Source organism: Agromyces sp. S2-1-8, from assembly GCF_021129215.1.
Lineage (GTDB): Bacteria > Actinomycetota > Actinomycetes > Actinomycetales > Microbacteriaceae > Agromyces > Agromyces chromiiresistens.
Map to the genome: position 1 here is coordinate 595055 of NZ_JAJOLP010000001.1, position 18725 is coordinate 613779.

The window sequence follows — 18725 nt, forward strand, 5'->3', positions numbered from 1 at the left end:
GACCTGGGAGACGAGAGATGAGCACCGACGCCGCCTGGTTCCACCCGCACGGCTCGCTCGCCCGCGACGGCTGGAGCATCGTCGTCGACGATTCGCTGCCCGGCTGGCGGCACACGGGCCTGCGGGTCGCCGAGCTCGGCGACCGCGGCGATGCGGGTCTCGAGCTGCCCGCGGGTGAGATCGAGCGCCAGCTCGTGCCGCTCGGGGGCGGCGGCGTGCACGTCGAGGTCGTCGACGCCGACGGCACCGCTCACGCGTTCGACCTCGACGGCCGCGGCTCCGTATTCGACGGGCCGACCGACACGCTCTACCTTCCCGTCGGGGCGAGCGCCGTCGTCACCGGCCCCGGCAGGCTCGCGGTGGCCGAGGCGCCCGCGACCACGAGGCATGCGCTTCGGCTCATCGGTCGCGACGAGGCGCCCGTCGAACTGCGCGGCCGCGGGCAGGCGAGCAGGCAGGTGCACGACCTCGGCACGCCTGCCGTCATGGCGGCCGAGCGGCTCATCGTGTGCGAGGTCATCACGCCCGCAGGCAACTGGTCGTCGTACCCGCCGCACAAGCACGACGAGGAGGTGCCCGGCGTCGAGTCGCAGCTCGAGGAGATCTACTACTTCGAGGCGGCCGTCACGCGCGGGGATGCCTCGCGGCCGGCGCCGCACGGCACCGCCGAGCCGTTCGCGCTGTTCTCCGCGTCATCCTCGTCGGTGACCGAGATCGCGATCGACGAGCGCGTCACGACCGGCGACGTCGCGCTGCTGCCCGGCGGCTACCACGGACCGGCCGCCGCGGCGCCGGGCTACGACCTGTACTACCTCAACGTGATGGCCGGCCCCGGCGAGCGCGTCTGGCGCATCACCGACGAGCCCGCCCACGCCTGGGTGCGCGACACGTGGGACGACGAGACCGTCGACCCGCGGCTGCCGTTCCCGGCGTCGGCTCCGGCCTCGCACCCGACCGCGGCCACCGCGACCGCGCCGAACGAAGGAACCCCGCAGTGACCACCAAGCGCATGACCGTCGGCCAGGCCCTCGTCGAGTTCCTGGCCCACCAGTGGACCGTCGACGGCGACGTGCGGGAGCGCACGATCCCGGGCGTGATCGGCATCTTCGGGCACGGCAACGTCGCCGGCTTCGGGCAGGCGCTCATGGAGTCGAACGCCGCCGACCCCGAGCTCATGCCGTACTACCAGGCGCGCAACGAGCAGGCGATGGTGCACCAGTCGGTCGGCTACGCGCGCATGCGCCGCCGGCGGGCCACGTTCGCGAGCGCTGCGTCGGTCGGGCCGGGCGCCGCGAACATGCTCACGGGGGCGGCGCTCGCGACGAGCAACCGGCTGCCCGCACTGCTGCTGCCGAGCGACACGTTCGCGACCCGGGTCGCCGACCCCGTGCTGCAGCAGCTCGAGCTGCCGCACGACACGAGCGTGCAGGTGACCGACGCGTTCCGGCCGCTGTCGCGGTACTTCGACCGGGTCGAGCGGCCCGAGCAGCTCTTCTCGATCGCCCTCGCCGCGATGCGCGTGCTGACCGACCCGGTCGAGACGGGCGCCGTGACGATCGCGCTGCCCGAGGACGTGCAGGCCGAGGCGATCGACGTGCCGCTCGCCTTCCTCGCCGACCGCGAGTGGCACGTCCGCCGGCCGGTGCCCGAGGCGGGCCCGCTCGAGCGCGCGGTCGCGGCGATCCGGGCCGCGAAGCGGCCGTTCATCGTCGCGGGCGGCGGCGTGCTGTACTCGGGCGCCGAGGACGTGCTCCGTCGCCTCGTCGAGGCGACCGGCATCCCCGTCGGCACGACCCAGGCGGGCGGCGGCGCCCTGCCGTGGGATCACCCGGCCTACCTCGGCGGCGTCGGCGCGACCGGCACGACGGCCGCGAACCGGCTCGCCGCCGAGGCCGACCTCGTGATCGGCGTCGGCACCCGGTACAGCGACTTCACGACGGCGAGCCGCACGGCGTTCCAGCACCCCGACGTGCAGTTCGTGAATCTCAACGTCGCGTCGTTCGACGCGTACAAGCACGGCACGCAGCTGCCGCTCATCGCCGACGCGCGTGAGGGCCTCGAGGCCCTCGCGCGAGCACTCGAGGGCTACCGCGTGGGCGACGACCTGCGTGAGCGCATGGCGCGCGAGAAGGCCGAGTGGGATGCCTCGGTCGACGCCGCGTTCGAGCCGTCGGGCCGCGATCGGCCGAGTCAGGCCGAGATCATCGGCGCGGTGCAGGCGGCGAGCGACCCGCGCGACGTGGTCGTGCAGGCCGCGGGCTCGCTGCCGGGCGACCTGCACCGCATGTGGCGGGTGCGCGACCCGCTCGGCTACCACGTCGAGTACGCGTTCTCGTGCATGGGCTACGAGATCGCGGGCGGCCTGGGCGTGCGGCGTGCGGCGCCCGACCGCGACGTCATCGTCATGGTGGGCGACGGCTCGTACCTGATGCTGCACACCGAGCTCGTGACCGCCGTCGCCGAGGGGCAGAAGCTCATCGTCGTGCTCGTGCAGAACCAGGGCTTCGCCTCGATCGGCAACCTCTCGGAGTCGGTCGGCTCGCAGCGCTTCGGCACCCGCTACCGGGAGTACGACGAGGTGGCGCGCAACTTCCAGGCCGGTGCGGTGCTGCCCGTCGACCTCGCCGCGAACGCGCGCAGCTACGGAGTCGACGTGATCGAGATCGCGCCCGGTCCCGACGTGATCGCCGAGCTCGGCCGGGCGATGGCGACTGCGAAGGCCTCGGACACCACGACGCTCATCCACGTCGAGAGCGACCCGCTGCTCGGCGGGCCCGACGGCGGCGGCTGGTGGGACGTGCCCATGTCGGAGGTCTCGTCGACGCCGAGCATCCAGGAGGCTCGCGCCGGGTACGACGAGGCACGCAAGGCGCAGCGCCCGCTGGTCGGCTGAGCCCGTCGAGCGTTCTCCGGCGCCGACACCTGTACGGGCCGCCCGGGCACCGATGGCGTGAGGACCCCGGGCGCAACCACGCACCGGTGGGACTCGATGGGGAGGCCGTCAGTGGGTGCTTTCGTCGATAGGGCCCGCGGGGTCGGTGCGGTCTGCGGAGTCGGCCTGTCGGTGCTGCTTCCGACCGGATGCGCTTCGGTCGGCGTTGCGGGTGCGGCGACCACGGCGCACGGGGCCATCGAGGTGGCGGTGGTCGAGCCGATGACCGGCGATCATCTCGTGGTGGCGCTTCCCGACGACATGACCGTCGAACGGTTCGTCGAGGCCGTGGCACGTCACTGATTTCGGAGATGGTGGAACCTTTCGGCCGGTGCCGGACATATCTCTAGTGCGGCGGCCGTCTGCACCGGCCGCCGCACCAGCTTCGCGCCCGGCGTGAGAAAGGAACCGACGATGCTCCCACTCGGGCCGCCCGACTCGACCCAGCCGCCGACTGTGCCGATCGACTTCACGGCGTACCTCCCCGACCCGGCCGACGAACCGACCGATTAGGCTGACCGCCCATGGCGGCCCGCGCTGTCGACGCCGACGGCGTGCGGGCGTACCCTACGGCCATGGGCGTCACCGGCGAGACCTGGCCGGCACTCGCACTCGCGAGCATCTTCGTCACGCCGTTCGTGCTCTGCCTCGTCGCGTTGCCCTGGCTCGTGCGCGCGCGGCACCGCCACCGCACGGCCGCTCACATCGTCGGTGCGGTCGTCACCTCCGACGAGGTGTTCAACCCCGAGGCATCCGCGCCGACGATGGTGCTGGGGGCGCAGACGGCACTGCCGTGGGCGGGCCCGCATCGGCGATCGTGAACACCCGCAGTCGACTGGCCGCCCACACGAGTGCACCCGCCGCGAGCAGCGCGGCGAGCAAGCCGACGACGTGGGCGACGAGCGACGGCAGCCCCCGCTCGAGCAAGAGGAATCCGTAGGGAACCCAGCCGTCGGTGACGCCGCGTGCGAGCACGACGACGAGCCAGGCGATCGGGTACGGCAGGACGAGCCAGAGTCGCCGCCACGGCAGCGCCGGTCGGTCGGCGACGAGCATCCAGTCGAGCACGACCGCGACCGGGAAGACGAGGTGGAGCAGGGCGCTCACCCAGGGGGGCGCCGACCCCGTGCCCGGCACGAGCAGGTTGTAGACGAGTGCGACGACGACGAGGCACGCGACGGCGATGCCGCGCGCCGTCGAGAGCCAGTCGGGCACGCGGCGACCTCGGAGCGCGATCGCGCCGGTGCCCACCAGCACGACGCTCGTGAGCAGGCTCGTCTGGTTCGTGAAGTAGCCGAAGAAGTCGAAGGCGCTGCCGTCGCCGACGGAGACACGGAGTGCGTAGGCGTATCCGAGCACCGCGATGCACACCGCCGCCGCACCGATGCGCGCTCCGGCGATCGCGCGAGCAGCGTTCGGCGGCCGTCGGCGCGGGGTCATGCGGGCCAGCCTAGTGAGCGCATCGGCGCGGCTCGGAGGACGGTTCAGGAGCAGCGGTCGACGAGGTCGTACTGCATGCCACCGATCGCGGCGGACTCGACGCCCGCGACCTCGTACACGACGCGGATCCCTTCGGCGTGACCCGGTGCTTCTCCGCGTTCGACGATCACAGCGACCGACAGCGGGTCCCCCGCCTTCACGGTCGCGCCCCGCGCCGGCACGCGGTCTTCCAGTTCGGGAATCGCCGGCGGATACTCCGCCGCGATGATGGCCCCCGAGTTCGCGATCACCCCTCGCGCCCCGCATCGACCAGCGAAAGCTTCCTCACGATCACCGATGAGCGCGCCGCCGCACCCCGCCGCTCACCGATCGACGAGCGTCACCTCGAACGAGTACCGGTCGGGTCGGTAGCAGTGCTGGCCGAACTCGACCGCGACGCCCGAGTTGTCGAACGCCGTGCGCGACATCGTGAGCACGGGCGCGCCGCGCGAGAGGTCGAGCAGTTCGGCCTCGCCGGCGGTCGCGGCCCGGGCGCCGATGCGCTGCTTGGCGACGCGCATGGTCACGCCGCGGGCACGCAGCAGCTGGTAGAGCCCGTGCTTCTCCAGCGCCTCGCGGTCGAGGTCGATGAACGGCTCGGGCAGCACGTTGTCGAGGATCGCGAGCGGCACCCCGTCGGCACTGCGGAGGCGCCGGATGTGCAGCACGGGGCTTCCGAGCTCGACGCCGAGCGCCTCGGCGACCCGCTCGTCGGCGGCGCCCTGCTCGACCGCGAGCACCGCGGTCTCGGGCTTCTGGCCCGATCGCTCGAGGTCTTCGTAAAGGCTCGTCAGCTCGACGTTGCGCGTGACCTTTCCGTGCACGACCTGCGTGCCGATGCCGCGCCGGCGCACGAGCAGCCCCTGGTCGACGAGCTCCTGAATGGCACGGCGGATCGTCGGTCGCGACAGCCCGAGGCGGGCCGCGAGCGCCACCTCGTTCTCGAGACGCGACCCCGCGGGCAGCGTCTCGTCGCGGATCGCCTGCTCGAGCCGGCTGGAGATCTGGTAGTACAGCGGCACCGGCCCCGAGCGGTCGAGGTCGAGGAACAGCTCGACGGGAAGTCGCTGCTCGGGGAGCTGGGCCATCGTTTCTCCAGTTGTTCGGATGTTCTGACAGTAGACGGTCGGCGGGTCTCGCGGTTCACCCGTGACCGAGGGTCACGCGGATCGCCGCCGGAACGTCTCGATGCGCGCCGCCCCGATCTCGAACGACGCGAGGTCGACGTCGGTCTCGAGCGCGGCGCCGGTGAGGTCGGTGCGGTCCCAGACGCCGTCGGCACGGGCGGCGAGCGGCTGCGCCGCACCCCGGTAGTTCACGAATCGCGCCTCGAGCACGGGCGCGCCCGAGGCATCCGTCACCGTACGCAGCGACTCGAGCACGACATCGCCGCCGACCTCGAGCACCGGTCCGGCGGGCAGGTCGTCGGCCGCGCCGGCGGCTCCGCCCGCGCCCGCGACGCCGCCCACGACCGCGGGGCCGCCGCGAGTGCCGCGCACGACCTCGGGTTCGGTGCGCACGAGCTCCGACCAGCGGGCCGCGCCCGACTCGGCCCAGCCCGCGGCCGAGGGCAGCACGGCGAACGAGGTGCGCACGCGGGTGCCGAGGTACTGCGCACCCGGAACCTCGAACTGGCCGCCGGCCGGCTCGTCGCGCAGCGGGTGCACGTTGACGCTCATCATGCCGACGGCGCGCACGAGGGTGAGCGCGATCGCATCGTCGCCCGAGCGCTCGTCGGCGACGACCTCGTACTCCGAGTGCTTCGTCACGATGAGGCTCGCCCGCCCCGCGTGCACGAACCGGGCGGCCGGGTAGGTCGGCAGCGGGAACTCGCCCCAACCTCCCTCGCCCTCGCGGCCGCGCTCGGTGACGACGTACTGCCCGGCGGCCGACGAACCGGCAAGCGCCCGCTCGGCCGTGGGTACGAGCACGCGCAGGCGGTGGTCGGCTGCGGGGTTCACGAAGTCGACCTCGACCCGCAGCATCGGCTCGCCCTCGCGCAGTTCGAGCACGGTGTCGACGACGAGCGGCACGGATGCCTCGGCGCGGGCGTCGTGGTCGCGGGCGTCGAGCCGTGCGGGCACGGCGTACCGGCGCCGCACGCGCAGCCGCCCGCGCAGCGGGCCCGCTTCGAGCACCGCGACCTCGACCTCGTCGGGGTCGGTCACGGCCGTCGCCGCGGACACCGGGCCGTAGTTGTAGGAGTCGCCGCGGTCGCCCTCGTCGACCAGCCGCAGCGCGTCGCGGAGCACGGTGCCGTCGGCGGCCTCGATCGTGACGTTGCCGCGCTCGTCGACGGTGGCGGTGAGCCGCCGGTTCGCAAGGGTGCGGCCGCTGGCCGTCACCGGGTCGTCGGACACCGTCGCGGTGGCGGGGTCGAGCTCGGCGAGCGCGATGCCGCCGACGTCGACGCCGACGAGTGCGACGCGGCGGGGGTCGGCCATGATCTCGACCCGCCAGGTGCGCTCGCCGGTCGGGTCGGAGGCGATGCGCCGCTCGAGCTCCTCCGTGAACGCGGCGAGATCGAAGTCGCCGACGGGCGCCTCGGCCACCTGGAACCGGACGCCGTGGTCGGTGAAGGTCCAGTCGTTGATGAGCTGGCCGAACAGCTCGCGGCCGTGGATACGGGCGAGCAGCTTGCGCAGTTCGCGGGTCGCCATGGTCTCGTCGCCGAGCACTTCGGGCAGCGCGTCGAGCAGCTGCACGCCGCTTCCGAGCTCGAGCCGCTCGGGGTCGTGCAGTCGGATCTCGACGTGCGCCCGCCGCGCGAAGCCGGTCGGGTTCGCGACGACGTGCCGGTCGGGCGTCACCGAGGCGGCGATGCGCTCCATCGTGCGCAGCACGACGCCGCGGGCGACGTGCGCGGCGGTGGCGAGCCGGCCCTCGACCTCGCTCGCGGTGGCGTCGACGCCGCAACCGGTCACCGAGTCGTGCGCGGTCGACTCGACGAGCCGGTACCAGGCGGTGTCGAAGAACGCGCGGTGGTCGTCGGAGCCGAACGCGGCGTCGAGCCGCTCGGCGACGCCCAGGCGACGCTCGGCGTCGGCCATCGCCTGCTTGAGGTTCGTGCGGATCGAGAAGACGCCGGGCAGCAGGTTGCCCCGCGCGTGCGAGCGCAGCTCGCCCGCGACGACGGGCAGGCCCGCGAGCGCGCCGTCGTCGCCGGCCGCCCACCCGGGTGCGACCCGGCGCACGTAGCCCTCGGCGGTGTCGACGGTGAGCTCGACCTCGCCGTTCGCCGCCTCGACGACCTGCATGAGATCGGCCGGCGGCGCGCTGTGGTCGGTGCCGAGCATGCCGAGGATCGGCTCAGAGCCGTAGCGGCCCGCGACCTGGTCGCGATACTCGCGCACGAGTCGGTCGAGCTGCCCCGGCAGGGCGAACAGGTCGAGCGCGTTGCCGTAGCCGTCCATCAGGTACTCGGTGCGCACGGTCGAGCCGTCGGGCGCGGTCCACGCGAAGGCGTGCGAGTCGACCCGGGCGGGCACTCCGCGCCACAGCATCGCGTCGCGCAGGCCGAAACCGCGCAGGAGCTGCGGCATCTGCGCCGAGTGGCCGAACATGTCGGGCAGGTACCCGAGCCGCATCTCGGTCCCGAGCCGGCGGCTCGAGCGCAGCCCGAGCTCGAGGTTGCGCACGATCGTCTCGCCGTCGCACAGGAACTCGTCGAGCAGGATGAGGAACGGCCCCACCGCGAGCTGCCCCCGCTCGACCGCAGCGGCGATGCGCTCGCGCTGCTCGGGCCGCATCTCGAGGTAGTCGTCGACGGCCGCGGCCTGCCCGTCGAGCGTGAACCGGTAGCCGGGGTTCTGCTCGAGCGTGTCGAGCAGCCGGTCGACCATGTGCACGAGGCGCAGCCGGAAGACGTCGTGCGGCTCGTACCACTCGCGGTCCCAGTGGGTGTGCGGCACGATCACGAGTTCGTCGGGGGTGTCCATGGGCGGCTCCGGGTGAAGAAGGAAGGGGCGGAGGTGAAGGAGAAGGAGTTGGGCTCAGGCGCAGAGCGCCATGATGCGGCGGTCGGCGAGCACCAGGTAGTGGGGCCCGTCAGCCGGGTCGGCCGCGAACGACTCCCGCGCGGCACGCACCGATCGCCGTCGGCCGAAACCGTCGACGAGCACGAGCCCCTCGGCGTCGACCGCGACGACCTCGTCGCCGAGACGCACGAGGGCGGGTGCGCGCATGAGCTCGGGCATGAGCACCGTGCCGTCGAAGCGACCGCTGCCCGTGACGGCGGTGCGACCGGCGCGCACCCCCTCGAGGATGGCCTCGGCCGAGGCATCCTCGGCGGCGACCCACGTGGTGGGGGTGCCGGGTCGTTGCGGCTCCTCGAGCATGTGCACGTCGCTGCCGCCGAGCAGGGTCGCGCCGGCGGGCCAGGTGCGGAACCAGGCGAACGGCGCCGTCGAGATGAGCTCGAGGAACCACGTCGCGTGCCACAGCTCGACCGCCGCGGGGCGGCGTTCGAGACGGTGCAGCCACGAGCAGTCGCCCGAGATCGGGTGGTTGATGCTCAGGATGCCTCCGCGCCGGTCGACCTCGTCGACCCAATGCTGCGCGGGCTCGCGGAAGTCGATCCAGCCGATCTCGCCGAACGCGTTCGCGTGGCCGCGATGGGTCGTGACCTCCTGGCCCGGCAGCAGCGTGATGCCGTGCTTCGCACCCTCGCCGGGCAGGTGGGCGTGGTGGCTCACGGTGTTGTGGTCGGTCACCGCCATGAAGTCGAGGCCGGATGCCACGCCGAGTGCCGCGAGCCCGCCGATCGGGAGTCGGCCGTCGGAGTGGATCGTGTGCCCGTGGAAGTCGCCGGCGAACCAGGTCAGTCCCGCCTCGGCCGGGAGCCCGCGATCGCTGCCGCGCACCTCGCGGGCGACCGGTGCGGCCTCGGGCACCGGTGGCACCGGTCGCGACGAGGGCATCGTGATCTCGACTTCGACCTCGACGCCCTGGAGCGGCACGCGGTGGAGACCGAGCACGACGTTCCACTCCCCCGGCTCGAGTTCGCCCGGAAGGTACCCGGGCGTGGCATCCGTCGCCGTGATGACGTACTCGGTGCGCGCGCCGCCCGACCAGCCGCGCCAGCCGCCGGCACCGGCGCAGCCGAGGTCGATGCCGGACTCGCTCGGGTCGAAGCGGATGACGACCTCGAGCGAGTCGGTGCCCGCGGGCACCTCGAACGGCACGTTCAGGTACCGATCGGCGTTCTGCACGTCGACCGTGACGGGGACGGTGCGGCGGATCGTCGTCACCGCGTCACCCGATGCGCTCGGTCGACTCGGCGTCGAAGAGCAGGGTCTTCGAACCGGTCGGCACGAGGTAGCCGCGGTCGCCCGGGGCGGGCTCGTGGTCTTCGGGCACGACGACCTGCAGCTTGTGGCCGTCGACGTGCACCGCGATGAGCACGCTCGCGCCGAGGTTCTCGACGACGCTCACCTCGGCCGCGATCGCGCCCGGCTCGTCGGCCGTGGTCCAACGCAGGTACTCGGGGCGCACGCCCCACACGACCGACTGGCCCTCGCGCACATGGTCCTCCGTGCCCGGGGGCAGGGTCGTCGACACGGCGTCGCCGATCGCGATCGCCCCGGCCGAGACGGTGGCCGGCACGAGGTTCATCGGGTTCGATCCGATGAAGCCCGCCACGAACGTGTTGTTCGGCCGCTGGAAGACCTCGCGCGGCGAGCCGATCTGCTGCAGCTTGCCCGCCTTCATCACCGCGATGCGGTCGGCGAGCGCGAGCGCCTCGGCCTGGTCGTGGGTCACGAACACCGTGGTCACGCCGAGGTCGCGCTGCAGCTCCTTGAGGAAGGTGCGCGCCTCGAGCCGCAGCCGCGCATCGAGGTTCGACAGCGGCTCGTCGAGCAGCAGCACGTCGGGCCGGGTGGCGACCGCCCGGGCGAGGGCCACGCGCTGCTGCTGGCCGCCAGAGAGTTGTCCGGGCCGGCGCTCGATGAGGCCCTGCAGGCTCAGGCCGTCGGCGACCTTCTCCGCCGTCGCACGGCGGTCGTCGCGCTTCACGCGCTTGATGCGCAGCGGGTAGGCGATGTTGTCCGCGACATCCATGTGCGGGAACAGGGCGTAGTCCTGGAAGACCATCGCGACGCCGCGGGCGCCGGGCTCGGCGTCGGTCACGTCGCGGTCGCCGATCACGAGCTGCCCCGATGAGATCGCCTCGAGGCCCGCGATCGAGCGCAGCAGGGTGGTCTTGCCGCAGCCCGAGGGGCCGAGCAGGGCGAAGAACTCGCCGTCGTTGATCTCGACGTCGACCTCGTCGACGCCGCGCACCCCGCCGGGGTACTCCTTGACGAGTCGGGTGGCGTTGATGCCGGCCATCAGGACTTGATACCTCCATGGAAGCGGAAACCGTAGCGACGGTTCACGACGAAGTAGATGATGAGGACGGGAGCGGAGAACAGCAGGGCGAAGGCCGAGATGAGCCGGAGGTCGGCCTGTCCGCTCTCGGTGTAGAAGGTGTACATGAGCACGGCGGCCGGCTGCAGGTCGGGGCTGCGCAGCAGGATGAACGGCACCAGGAAGTTGCCCCACACCTGCACGATCGTCCAGATCGCGATGAACGCGAGGCCCGGCCGCGCGATCGGCACGACGACGTCGCGGAGGATGCGGAAGGGACCTGCGCCGTAGAGCCGGGCCGACTCCTCGTACGACTTCGGGATCGAATCCATGAAGTCCTTGAGGATGAAGATGACGGTGGGCAGGATGCCGCCGGCCAGCACGAGCAGCACGCCCGTGTAGGTGTTGATGAGCCCCAGCGAGGTGATGATCTGGAACGTCGGCACCATCGCGGCCGTGCCGGTCACGATCGACGAGAGCAGCAGCAGCCCGTAGAGGATGCCGTCGCGCCCCGGGATGCGGATGCGACTCATCGCGTAGGCGGCGAGCGCGCCGAGCACGACGACGATGATCATCGTGCCCACGCCGAGCAGCAGCGAGTTGCCGATCGAACGCATGGCGTACGGGTTCTGGAAGAGGCGCGCGAAGTTGTCGAGCGTCCAGTCGGGCCACTCGAGCGAGAGCGTCGGGGTCGCGTCGAACGGCGCGAGCACGAGCCACACGAGCGGCAGCGCGAACAGCAGGCCGACGATCGTCAGCACGAGGCCGAAGGCGACGCGGGCGAGGTAGTGCCGCACGGTCGTGTTCGACGCGACCTTGCGCACGGTTTCGGTGCTGCCGGTCATCCCTTCTTCCTTCCTCTCGACACGCGGATGTAGGCGAGCGCGATGACGAGGTTGATGAGCAGCATGATGAGCGAGATCGCGGCGCCGAGGCCGAGCTGGCCGCCGGGGATCGCCGTCTCGTAGATGTACACCGAGAGGATCTCGGTCTTGCCGTTCGGGCCGCCCGCCGTGACGAGGTAGGGCGTGAAGGTGTTGAACGTCCACAGCGTGATGAGCAGCGTGTTCGTGAGGATGTGACCCTTGATGTTCGGGATGATCACGTCGCGCAGCTGCTGCCATCCCGAGGCGCCGACCATCTTCGCGCTCTCGATCTGCGACGGTGGCACGGCGCTCAGCGCCGACGAGAACAGCTGCATCGAGAAGGCGGTGCCCACCCAGATGTTGAAGAGGATGATCGCCTCCATCGGATGCTCGATCAGCCACGCGTAGCCGTCGGTGCCGAGAAGTCCGTTGAGGGTGCCCGAGCGCCGGTCCATGAGCACGAGCCAGAGGAACGAGGCGACGGAGGCCGGGATCACCCAGGCGGCGAGCACGAGGCCCTCGATGAGGGCCTTCACCCAGCCGTGGATGTTGCGGACCGACCATGCGAGCGCGAAGCCGATGAGGGTCTGGCCCACGATGCCCGAGGCGACCACGAAGACGAGGGTCAGCCACAGCGAGTTCCAGAACGACGGGTCGGTGAGCGCCTCGACGTAGTTGTCGAGGCCGACGAACTCGGGCGACGCGGCCTGCAGGCCGGTCAGCCGGTAGTCGGTCATGCCGAGCCAGATGGTCCAGACCGCCGGGAACAGCAGGAACAGCCCGATGAGGGTGAGGGCGGGGGCGACGAAGATGCCGGCGCGGGCCGTGCCGAGGCCCGCGACGTCGTCGGCCCGCCGACGGCGGGGAGCCGTGAGGCTCCCCGCCGGGGTGGTGGTGCTCGCCGTCATCAGTCACCCGAGACCGCGTCGTCGCCGACGATGTCCTTGAGCGAGTCGACGTAGGTCGCCAGGGCGTCGTCGACGCTCGTGCCCGACACCACGTCGAGGCTTGCCTGCTGCATCGCGGTCGAAACCTGCGGGTACGCCGCGAGCGGCGGCCGGTACGCGGTGATCGGCAGCACCTCTTCGCTCACGTAGGTCAGCATCGGGTCTTCGGAGAGGATCTCGTCATTGACGTCGGTGCGCGGCGTGATCGAGATAGTGCCCTCGTTGCGGGCCTCGTAGGCCTCCTTCGAGTTCATGAAGGCGAGCAGGTCCCACGCGAGCTCGGGGTGGTCGCTGTTGGGGTTGAGCACACGACCCGTGCCGCCCGACATCGACACGAAGTCCTGGTCGTCGATGCCCGAACCGGGCTCCATCGCGGGGATCTTGGTGTAGCCGACGACGTCGTCGCGGTTCGCCATCGGCGCGGTGCCGACGCCCTCTTCGGGATTGATGACGCTGCGCCAGAAGTAGTCGCCCTCGAGCAGGATGCCGATCTGGTTCGCGGCGAACATCTGGAACGAGGTGTCGCGTCCGGACGCCTCCTGCTGCAGCACGGCGTCGCCGAGGCCCTCGTCGACGTAGATCGTCTTGTAGAGGTCGAGCACGTCGCGCATGCCGTCGGTGTCGCCGACCCACTTGTCTTCCTCGTAGACCTGCTCGCCGGTGCCGACGAGCATCGGCAGCATGCCCTGCATGGTCGTCGCCTCGCCCATCGCCGTGCCGGCGTTGAGCTGGATCGGGGTCACGCCGTCGAGCTTCTTGAGCGCCTTGCCGGCCTCGATCACCTCGTCCCAGCTCTCGGGCTGCCAGTCCGCCGGCAGGCCCGCCTGCTCGAACAGGTCCTTGTTGTAGTAGAGCACGCGGCCGTCGGCGCCCTGCGGCACGCCGTAGCGGTCGCCGTCGAACGAGACGGCGTTCTGCACGGCCTCGGGGATCTGGTCCCAGCCCTCCCAGCCGTCGACGGCGTCGCCGCCGACGTCGCTGAGCGGCTTGATGTAGCCGGCCTCGGCGAACTCGCCGACCCAGATGCCGTCCATGCCGATGATGTCGGCGCCCTCGCCCGACTGCAGGTCGAGCGCGATCTTGGTCTTGTAGTTCTCGTCGTCGACGCCCTGGGGCTCGAACTCGACGGTGACGTCCTTGCCCTCCTCCTTCATGGCGTCCTCGAACTGGGGGATCACCCAGTCGGTGACCCAGTCGGCCTCGGCAGCGTTCTTGCCGCCGGTGATGGCGTTCGCCGTGATCGTGAGGGTGACGGGACCGTTCTCGTCACCGTTCGAGTCACCGGAGCATCCGGTGAACACGAGTGCGCCGGCTGCGGCGAGTGCGATCGCCGCGACGGTCTTGCGCCTTGCGTGGTGGATCATCTTCGACCTCTCTCTGGTTCGCGGCCGGCAGGGTGACCGGCGCGCGGGTGGTGCTGCGGGTTCGGGTCTTGCATGTCCCGAGCGCGAGGCTCGGGGTTACGAGGCGGATGCCTCGGTGCCGGCGCCGATCGGCGTGCCGGCGGAATCGGCGAGGGCGCGGAGCATCCGCTGGCCCACGACGATGTCGGCGGCGCCCTCGTCGACCGAGGGGCCCGGTGCCGGACGACCTGCGACGAGCGCCGCGAAGGCGCGGAGCTCGTGCTCGAACGCCTCCTCCTGCATCCACCGCGTCTCGGAGCGCCGGGCGCCGAGGCGGTCGGCGTTCTCGACGACGGTGAGCACGGTGGGCACGTTGAGCACGTACGGCACCGCGAAGACGAGCGAGATGCTGCCCTCCTCGTGGTGGAACGTGACCGTCTCGCGGTACTCGGGGTAGCGCGGGATGAAGTGCCAGTCGACCGACCAGGGCACGTCGGCGTGCTCGGCGAGGGTGCCGCCCAGGCTCAGCGATCCCGGGAACCCGCCCGTGTGACGGGCCCGGTCGACCGCCCCGATGCCGCCCACGAGGTACCGCAGCAGGCCGATGTCGTGCACGATCGAGCCGAGCACGACGTTCGTGTAGAGCTTCGGCAGGTCGCCCGCCGCCTCGCCGATCGCGGTCCCGACCGAGGCATCCGTCGCGGCTGTGAGGGCCGCGAGCAGGTCGGCGGGCACGTCGGCGGGCGGAGCCTGCAGGTTCGCGAACGCGAGCTGGGCCCCGTCGGCCGGATGCAGCACCTCGACCGTGACCGCGCGCAGCTCGACGCTCTGCAGCAGGGCCTTCACCTCGGCCGAGGCCGGGTCGTGCTCCTTCATGTAGCCGACCCGCACCCAGTCGGCGAGGTCGACGCCGCGCTCGGCGGCGAGGGCGCGGAGCGACTCGACCTCGGCGAGCGAGAACGCGAGGGGCTTCTCCGCGAGCACGCGGATGCCGGCGCCGACGAGCTTCGCGACGTCGGGCGCGTGCGAGCCGGAGGTCGCGAGCACGGCGCCGTCGACGGCGACCTCGCCCGCGACGACGGCGTCGATGAGCGCGTCGATCGAGTCGAACGCGGCGACGCCCGTGCCGGATGCCTCGGCCATGCCCCGCGCGCGCGACGTTGAGAGATCGACGACGGCGGTGAGGGCGATGCGGTCGGCGTTGCGCCGGATGAGCGGGAGGTGCACGCTCTGGCTGATGGCGCCGAGGCCGATGACGGCGAGGTTCACGCGCTCGTGGGTCGCGGCATCCGCCTGCTCGCTCGTGCGGTCGGGGGCGTCGAAGCCGGTCATGCGAACCACCGCCGCAGGCGCTCGCGGTTGGCCGCTTGATCCGTTCGGGCGCGGTCGACGTCGGCCGCGCTCTGCAGGATGACGTCCTGCTCGACGACGAGCCAGCCGGCGTAGCCCGAGTCGACGATCTGGTCGACGATGCGGTCGACCTCGAGGTCGCCGTCGCCGAGGGCCACGAACACACGGCGCTGCCAGACGTCGCGCATCGGGTCGTCGGAGCCGGCGGCCGAGGCGAGCACCGAGCGATCGGCGTCCTTGAGGTGCACGTGGTTGATGCGGTCCGCCCAGCGCGAGAAGTCGGCGACGGGGTCGCCGCCGCCGATGAGCAGGTGGCCGGTGTCGAAGGTCAGGTCGATGTCGGTGTCGGCGAGCAACCGTTCGATCTCGTGCGGAGTCTCGACGTACGTGCACGCGTGGTGGTGGAACGTCGGTTCGAGGCCGGCGGCGCGGGTCGCATCGGCGGCGCGCTGCACGCGGGCGGCGAACCGGGCCCACCGGTCGTCGTCGAGCTCGAGCTCGGGGGCGCCGCCCGGGCGGGCCTTGCGCTCGGCGGAGCCGGAGTCGGCGATCGTGGGCTTCGGCGCGAGCGCGCCGGCGGGCGCTGCGGCAGCGGCGGCGGCGAACAGGTCGAGCACGTGCGCGAGCCCCGCGAAGGATGCCTCGAACTCGTCGTCATCGGCGGCGAAGGGCAGGTCGACCCATCCGCCTGCGAGGGCCAGGCCGTGTCGGCCGAGCAGGGCGGGCAGCGTCTCGCGGTCGCCGAAGAGGCCGACGGGGCCGAGATCGATGCCGTCGTACCCCGCCTCGGCGACCCAGCCGGCGAGTTGCTCACCGTCGGGCAGCGGAACGAGATCGGGAATGGACAGTTCGAAGACGCCGTAGCTGACGGGGGCGTTCGCTGTTCGGATCAACCGAGGTTCCTCTCAACCGCGGAGACGCACCTGCGCTGTCTCCGCGGTCAAGGGTACTAGGTTCTGACATATTCACAACATGACAGACAAAGTCTGTGGATCGTCCGCATCCGAGCCCGACTCCGATCACTCCCCCGGCGGATCGGCGTGCAACTCGACATCCGCCGGCGCCAACGCCCAGCGCGGGAAGCGCACTTCGAGACCGGCCCGCAGCGGCGCACACAGCATCGGCCCAGCCTGCGCGTCGCCGGCGGTGAACGGCGCGACCCGCAACGTGCGCCAGGGCCCGCCGTCGGCTCGCGCCCGAAGCGTGACGGCGTCACCGGTTTCGCCGCCACGGCTCGCGCGGATGGTCACGAGGCGTCCCGCCCATTCGGGCACGGGCGCGAGCGACCAGTCGGACACCCCGTTCGTGACGACCGCCCCGAGGTGCAGCACTCCGTCGCTCACTTCGATGCCCGCCTTCACCCACTGGGCCTCGTTGGCGAAGAGCAGCAGCCCGGCCTGGTCGTAGAGCCCCGTGAGCGACGACGTGTCGAAGTCGACCTCCACGGCGGTGTCGGCGGGCCACTCGGCGAGCAGTCCGTGACCGTCGTCGTGCACGAACCCGTAGTGGGTCGTCCGCCAGTAGTCGCTGCCTTCGAGCGCCTGCGCGACGAGCGCGCCGTCTTCGACGCGAGTCGACGCCGGCTCCCTCGTCCAGTGCCCCTCGCTCCACGTCACCGTTCGCCCGATCATGCGCCCACGCTACCCGTGCCCCGTGTCCCGGGCGACGTGCGGCCGGGGCCCGGCCGCCCCGGCCGAGCGATCAGGCGTCGAGCAGTGGCGCAGCGGCGGCCTCGAGCGCTCCCGGCACGAGCCGGTAGTACGCCCACGTGCCGCGCTTCGAGCGGGAGAGGAACCCGGCCTCGGTGAGGATCTTGAGGTGGTGCGAGACCGTCGGCTGGCTCAGTCCGACGGGTTCGATGAGGTCGCAGACGCACGCCTCCTGCCCCGCCGAGGCGGCGACGATCGAGACGAGCCGCAGCCGCACCGGGTCAGCGAGCGCCTTCAGCCGGCGTGCGAACCGCTCGGCCTCGTCGGCGGTGATCGTCTCGCGCACGAGCGGCGCGCAGCATGCCTCGGTACTGACATCGCGGACCTCGAGCATCGTGACCATGCATCGATACTACTCGATATTGACAACCATCGATATATCGCGGCATCCTGATATCGAAGTTCATCGATATCAGGAGGATGCAGTGACGCTGCTCGACTTGACCACCCGACCCGTGACGAACGACCGGCTGTCCACACTGCCCGTCGTGATCATCGGTGCCGGCCCGATCGGCCTCGCCGCTGCGGCGAACCTGGTGGAGCGCGGTATCGACTTCGTCGTGCTCGAGGCGGGTGACGACATCGCCGACAGCGTGCGCGCCTGGGGTCACACGCGGCTGTTCTCGCCGTGGAAGCACCTGGTCGACCCGGCGTCGCGCCGCCTCCTCGAGGCCGAGGGCTGGGCGCTGCCGGCCCTCGAGCGCGCGCCTGCGGGCAGAGAGCTCGTCGACGCGTACCTCCTGCCGCTGAGCCGCCTCGAACCGATCGCGTCGCGCATCCGCACCGGTGCCGAGGTGCTCGCGGTCAGCCGCGAGGGAATGGACCGCACGCGCACCGCGAACCGGTCGGCCACGCCGTTCCTCGTCCGACTCCGCACGGTCACCGGGGTGGAGGAACTGACCGCCCGCGCGGTCATCGACGCCTCGGGCACGTATCGTTCGCCGAACTCGTTGAACTCGAGCGGGCTCGACCTGCTCGGCTTCGACGAGATCGCCGATCGCGTGCAGCCGGCCCTGCCCGACGTGCTCGGCCGCGACCGCGACGCGTTCGCGGGGCGGCACACCACCGTCGTCGGCGCCGGGCACTCGGCGGCCAACACGCTCCTCGCGCTCGTCCAGCTCGCACGCGAGGTGCCGGGCACCGAGGTGAGCTGGCTGATCCGCAACGCCAAGGCCGTGCGCGTCTCGTCGTCGGCCGATGACGAGCTCGCCGACCGCGCCAAGCTCGGCGGCCGCGTCGATGCCGCGGTCCGCCGCGGAGACATCCGGCTCGTCGACGGATTCGAGATCCTCCGCGCCCGTCGCGCCGGCGACGGCGCCGAGCTCGTCGGACAGCACGGCGGCGAGCTCGCCGTGCACGCGACCGACGTGGTGGTGAACGCGACCGGCTTCCGGCCGAACCTCGACCTGCTGCGCGAGATCCGCCTCGAGCTCGACGAGATCGTCGAGGCCCCCAAGCGCCTCGCGCCGCTCATCGACCCGAACGTCCACTCGTGCGGCACGGTCGAGCCGCACGGCTTCGCCGAGCTCACCCACCCCGAGCACGGGTTCTTCATCGTCGGCATGAAGTCGTACGGCCGCGCCCCCACCTTCCTGCTGGCCACCGGCTACGAGCAGGTGCGGTCGGTCACGGCGTGGCTCGCGGGCGACCTCGCCTCGGCGTCCAACGTCGAACTCGTGCTGCCGGCGACGGGCGTGTGCTCGACCGACCTCGGCGGCTCGTCGAGCTGCTGCTCGGGCCCGACGTGCTGA

17 protein-coding genes are annotated in these 18725 nt (G+C 71.8%); 4 read left to right on the forward strand and 13 right to left on the reverse strand.

What is annotated here, in order from left to right; genetic code table 11:
- Positions 1–17: 17 nt before the first annotated feature.
- From iolB to LR269_RS02665, 3 genes are all read left to right on the forward strand, one after another.
- Complete coding sequence (iolB, locus tag LR269_RS02655) at positions 18–998, forward strand: 5-deoxy-glucuronate isomerase (RefSeq protein WP_231429162.1); 981 nt, start codon at positions 18–20, stop codon at positions 996–998.
- 11 nt (positions 999–1009) lie between these two features.
- Positions 1010–2893: a 3D-(3,5/4)-trihydroxycyclohexane-1,2-dione acylhydrolase (decyclizing) gene (gene iolD, locus LR269_RS02660; protein ID WP_231432208.1), complete on the forward strand. Its 1884-nt coding sequence runs from the start codon at positions 1010–1012 to the stop codon at positions 2891–2893.
- Between the two features lie 563 nt (positions 2894–3456).
- A complete protein-coding gene (locus LR269_RS02665) occupies positions 3457–3753 on the forward strand; it encodes a hypothetical protein (RefSeq protein WP_231429163.1) in 297 nt (98 codons plus the stop codon).
- Here LR269_RS02665 and LR269_RS02670 read toward each other — a convergent pair.
- From LR269_RS02670 to LR269_RS02730, 13 genes are all read right to left on the reverse strand, one after another.
- On the reverse strand, positions 3671–4372 hold the full coding sequence (locus LR269_RS02670; RefSeq protein WP_231429164.1) for a Pr6Pr family membrane protein: 702 nt from the start codon (positions 4370–4372) through the stop codon (positions 3671–3673). The two genes, LR269_RS02665 and LR269_RS02670, sit on opposite strands and share 83 nt — an antisense overlap.
- Before the next feature lie 44 nt (positions 4373–4416).
- Positions 4417–4662: a hypothetical protein gene (locus LR269_RS02675; protein WP_231429165.1), complete on the reverse strand. Its 246-nt coding sequence runs from the start codon at positions 4660–4662 to the stop codon at positions 4417–4419.
- 72 nt (positions 4663–4734) lie between these two features.
- On the reverse strand, positions 4735–5499 hold the full coding sequence (locus LR269_RS02680) for a GntR family transcriptional regulator (RefSeq protein WP_231429166.1): 765 nt from the start codon (positions 5497–5499) through the stop codon (positions 4735–4737).
- A 72-nt stretch (positions 5500–5571) separates the two neighbouring features.
- Complete coding sequence (locus LR269_RS02685; RefSeq protein WP_231429167.1) at positions 5572–8349, reverse strand: glycoside hydrolase family 38 C-terminal domain-containing protein; 2778 nt, start codon at positions 8347–8349, stop codon at positions 5572–5574.
- 54 nt (positions 8350–8403) lie between these two features.
- Positions 8404–9660, reverse strand: a complete 1257-nt coding sequence (locus tag LR269_RS02690) for a CehA/McbA family metallohydrolase (protein ID WP_231429168.1) — start codon at positions 9658–9660, stop codon at positions 8404–8406.
- A gap of 4 nt (positions 9661–9664) precedes the next feature.
- Positions 9665–10741 carry an ABC transporter ATP-binding protein gene (locus tag LR269_RS02695; RefSeq protein ID WP_231429169.1) on the reverse strand — a complete coding sequence of 359 codons (1077 nt, stop codon included), beginning with the start codon at positions 10739–10741 and terminating at the stop codon, positions 9665–9667.
- Positions 10741–11604: a carbohydrate ABC transporter permease gene (locus LR269_RS02700; protein ID WP_231429170.1), complete on the reverse strand. Its 864-nt coding sequence runs from the start codon at positions 11602–11604 to the stop codon at positions 10741–10743. The genes LR269_RS02695 and LR269_RS02700 overlap by 1 nt, the downstream gene beginning before the upstream one ends.
- On the reverse strand, positions 11601–12533 hold the full coding sequence (locus LR269_RS02705) for a carbohydrate ABC transporter permease (RefSeq protein WP_231429171.1): 933 nt from the start codon (positions 12531–12533) through the stop codon (positions 11601–11603). The genes LR269_RS02700 and LR269_RS02705 overlap by 4 nt, the downstream gene beginning before the upstream one ends.
- Complete coding sequence (locus LR269_RS02710; protein ID WP_231429172.1) at positions 12533–13936, reverse strand: extracellular solute-binding protein; 1404 nt, start codon at positions 13934–13936, stop codon at positions 12533–12535. Before LR269_RS02710 ends, LR269_RS02705 begins: the two co-directional genes overlap by 1 nt.
- 96 nt (positions 13937–14032) lie before the next feature.
- Positions 14033–15247, reverse strand: a complete 1215-nt coding sequence (locus LR269_RS02715) for a Gfo/Idh/MocA family protein (protein ID WP_231429173.1) — start codon at positions 15245–15247, stop codon at positions 14033–14035.
- Positions 15244–16158, reverse strand: coding sequence for a TIM barrel protein (locus LR269_RS02720; RefSeq protein WP_231429174.1), 915 nt, complete (start codon positions 16156–16158; stop codon positions 15244–15246). The genes LR269_RS02715 and LR269_RS02720 overlap by 4 nt, the downstream gene beginning before the upstream one ends.
- A gap of 126 nt (positions 16159–16284) precedes the next feature.
- Entirely contained in the window at positions 16285–16896 is a 612-nt protein-coding gene (locus tag LR269_RS02725) for a DUF1349 domain-containing protein (protein WP_231429175.1), read from the reverse strand.
- 70 nt (positions 16897–16966) lie between these two features.
- On the reverse strand, positions 16967–17317 hold the full coding sequence (locus LR269_RS02730) for a metalloregulator ArsR/SmtB family transcription factor (protein WP_231429176.1): 351 nt from the start codon (positions 17315–17317) through the stop codon (positions 16967–16969).
- Positions 17318–17399: 82 nt separating this feature from the next.
- On the opposite strand from LR269_RS02730, the gene LR269_RS02735 reads away from it, so the two are divergent.
- A complete protein-coding gene (locus tag LR269_RS02735; protein WP_231429177.1) occupies positions 17400–18725 on the forward strand; it encodes an FAD-dependent oxidoreductase in 1326 nt (441 codons plus the stop codon).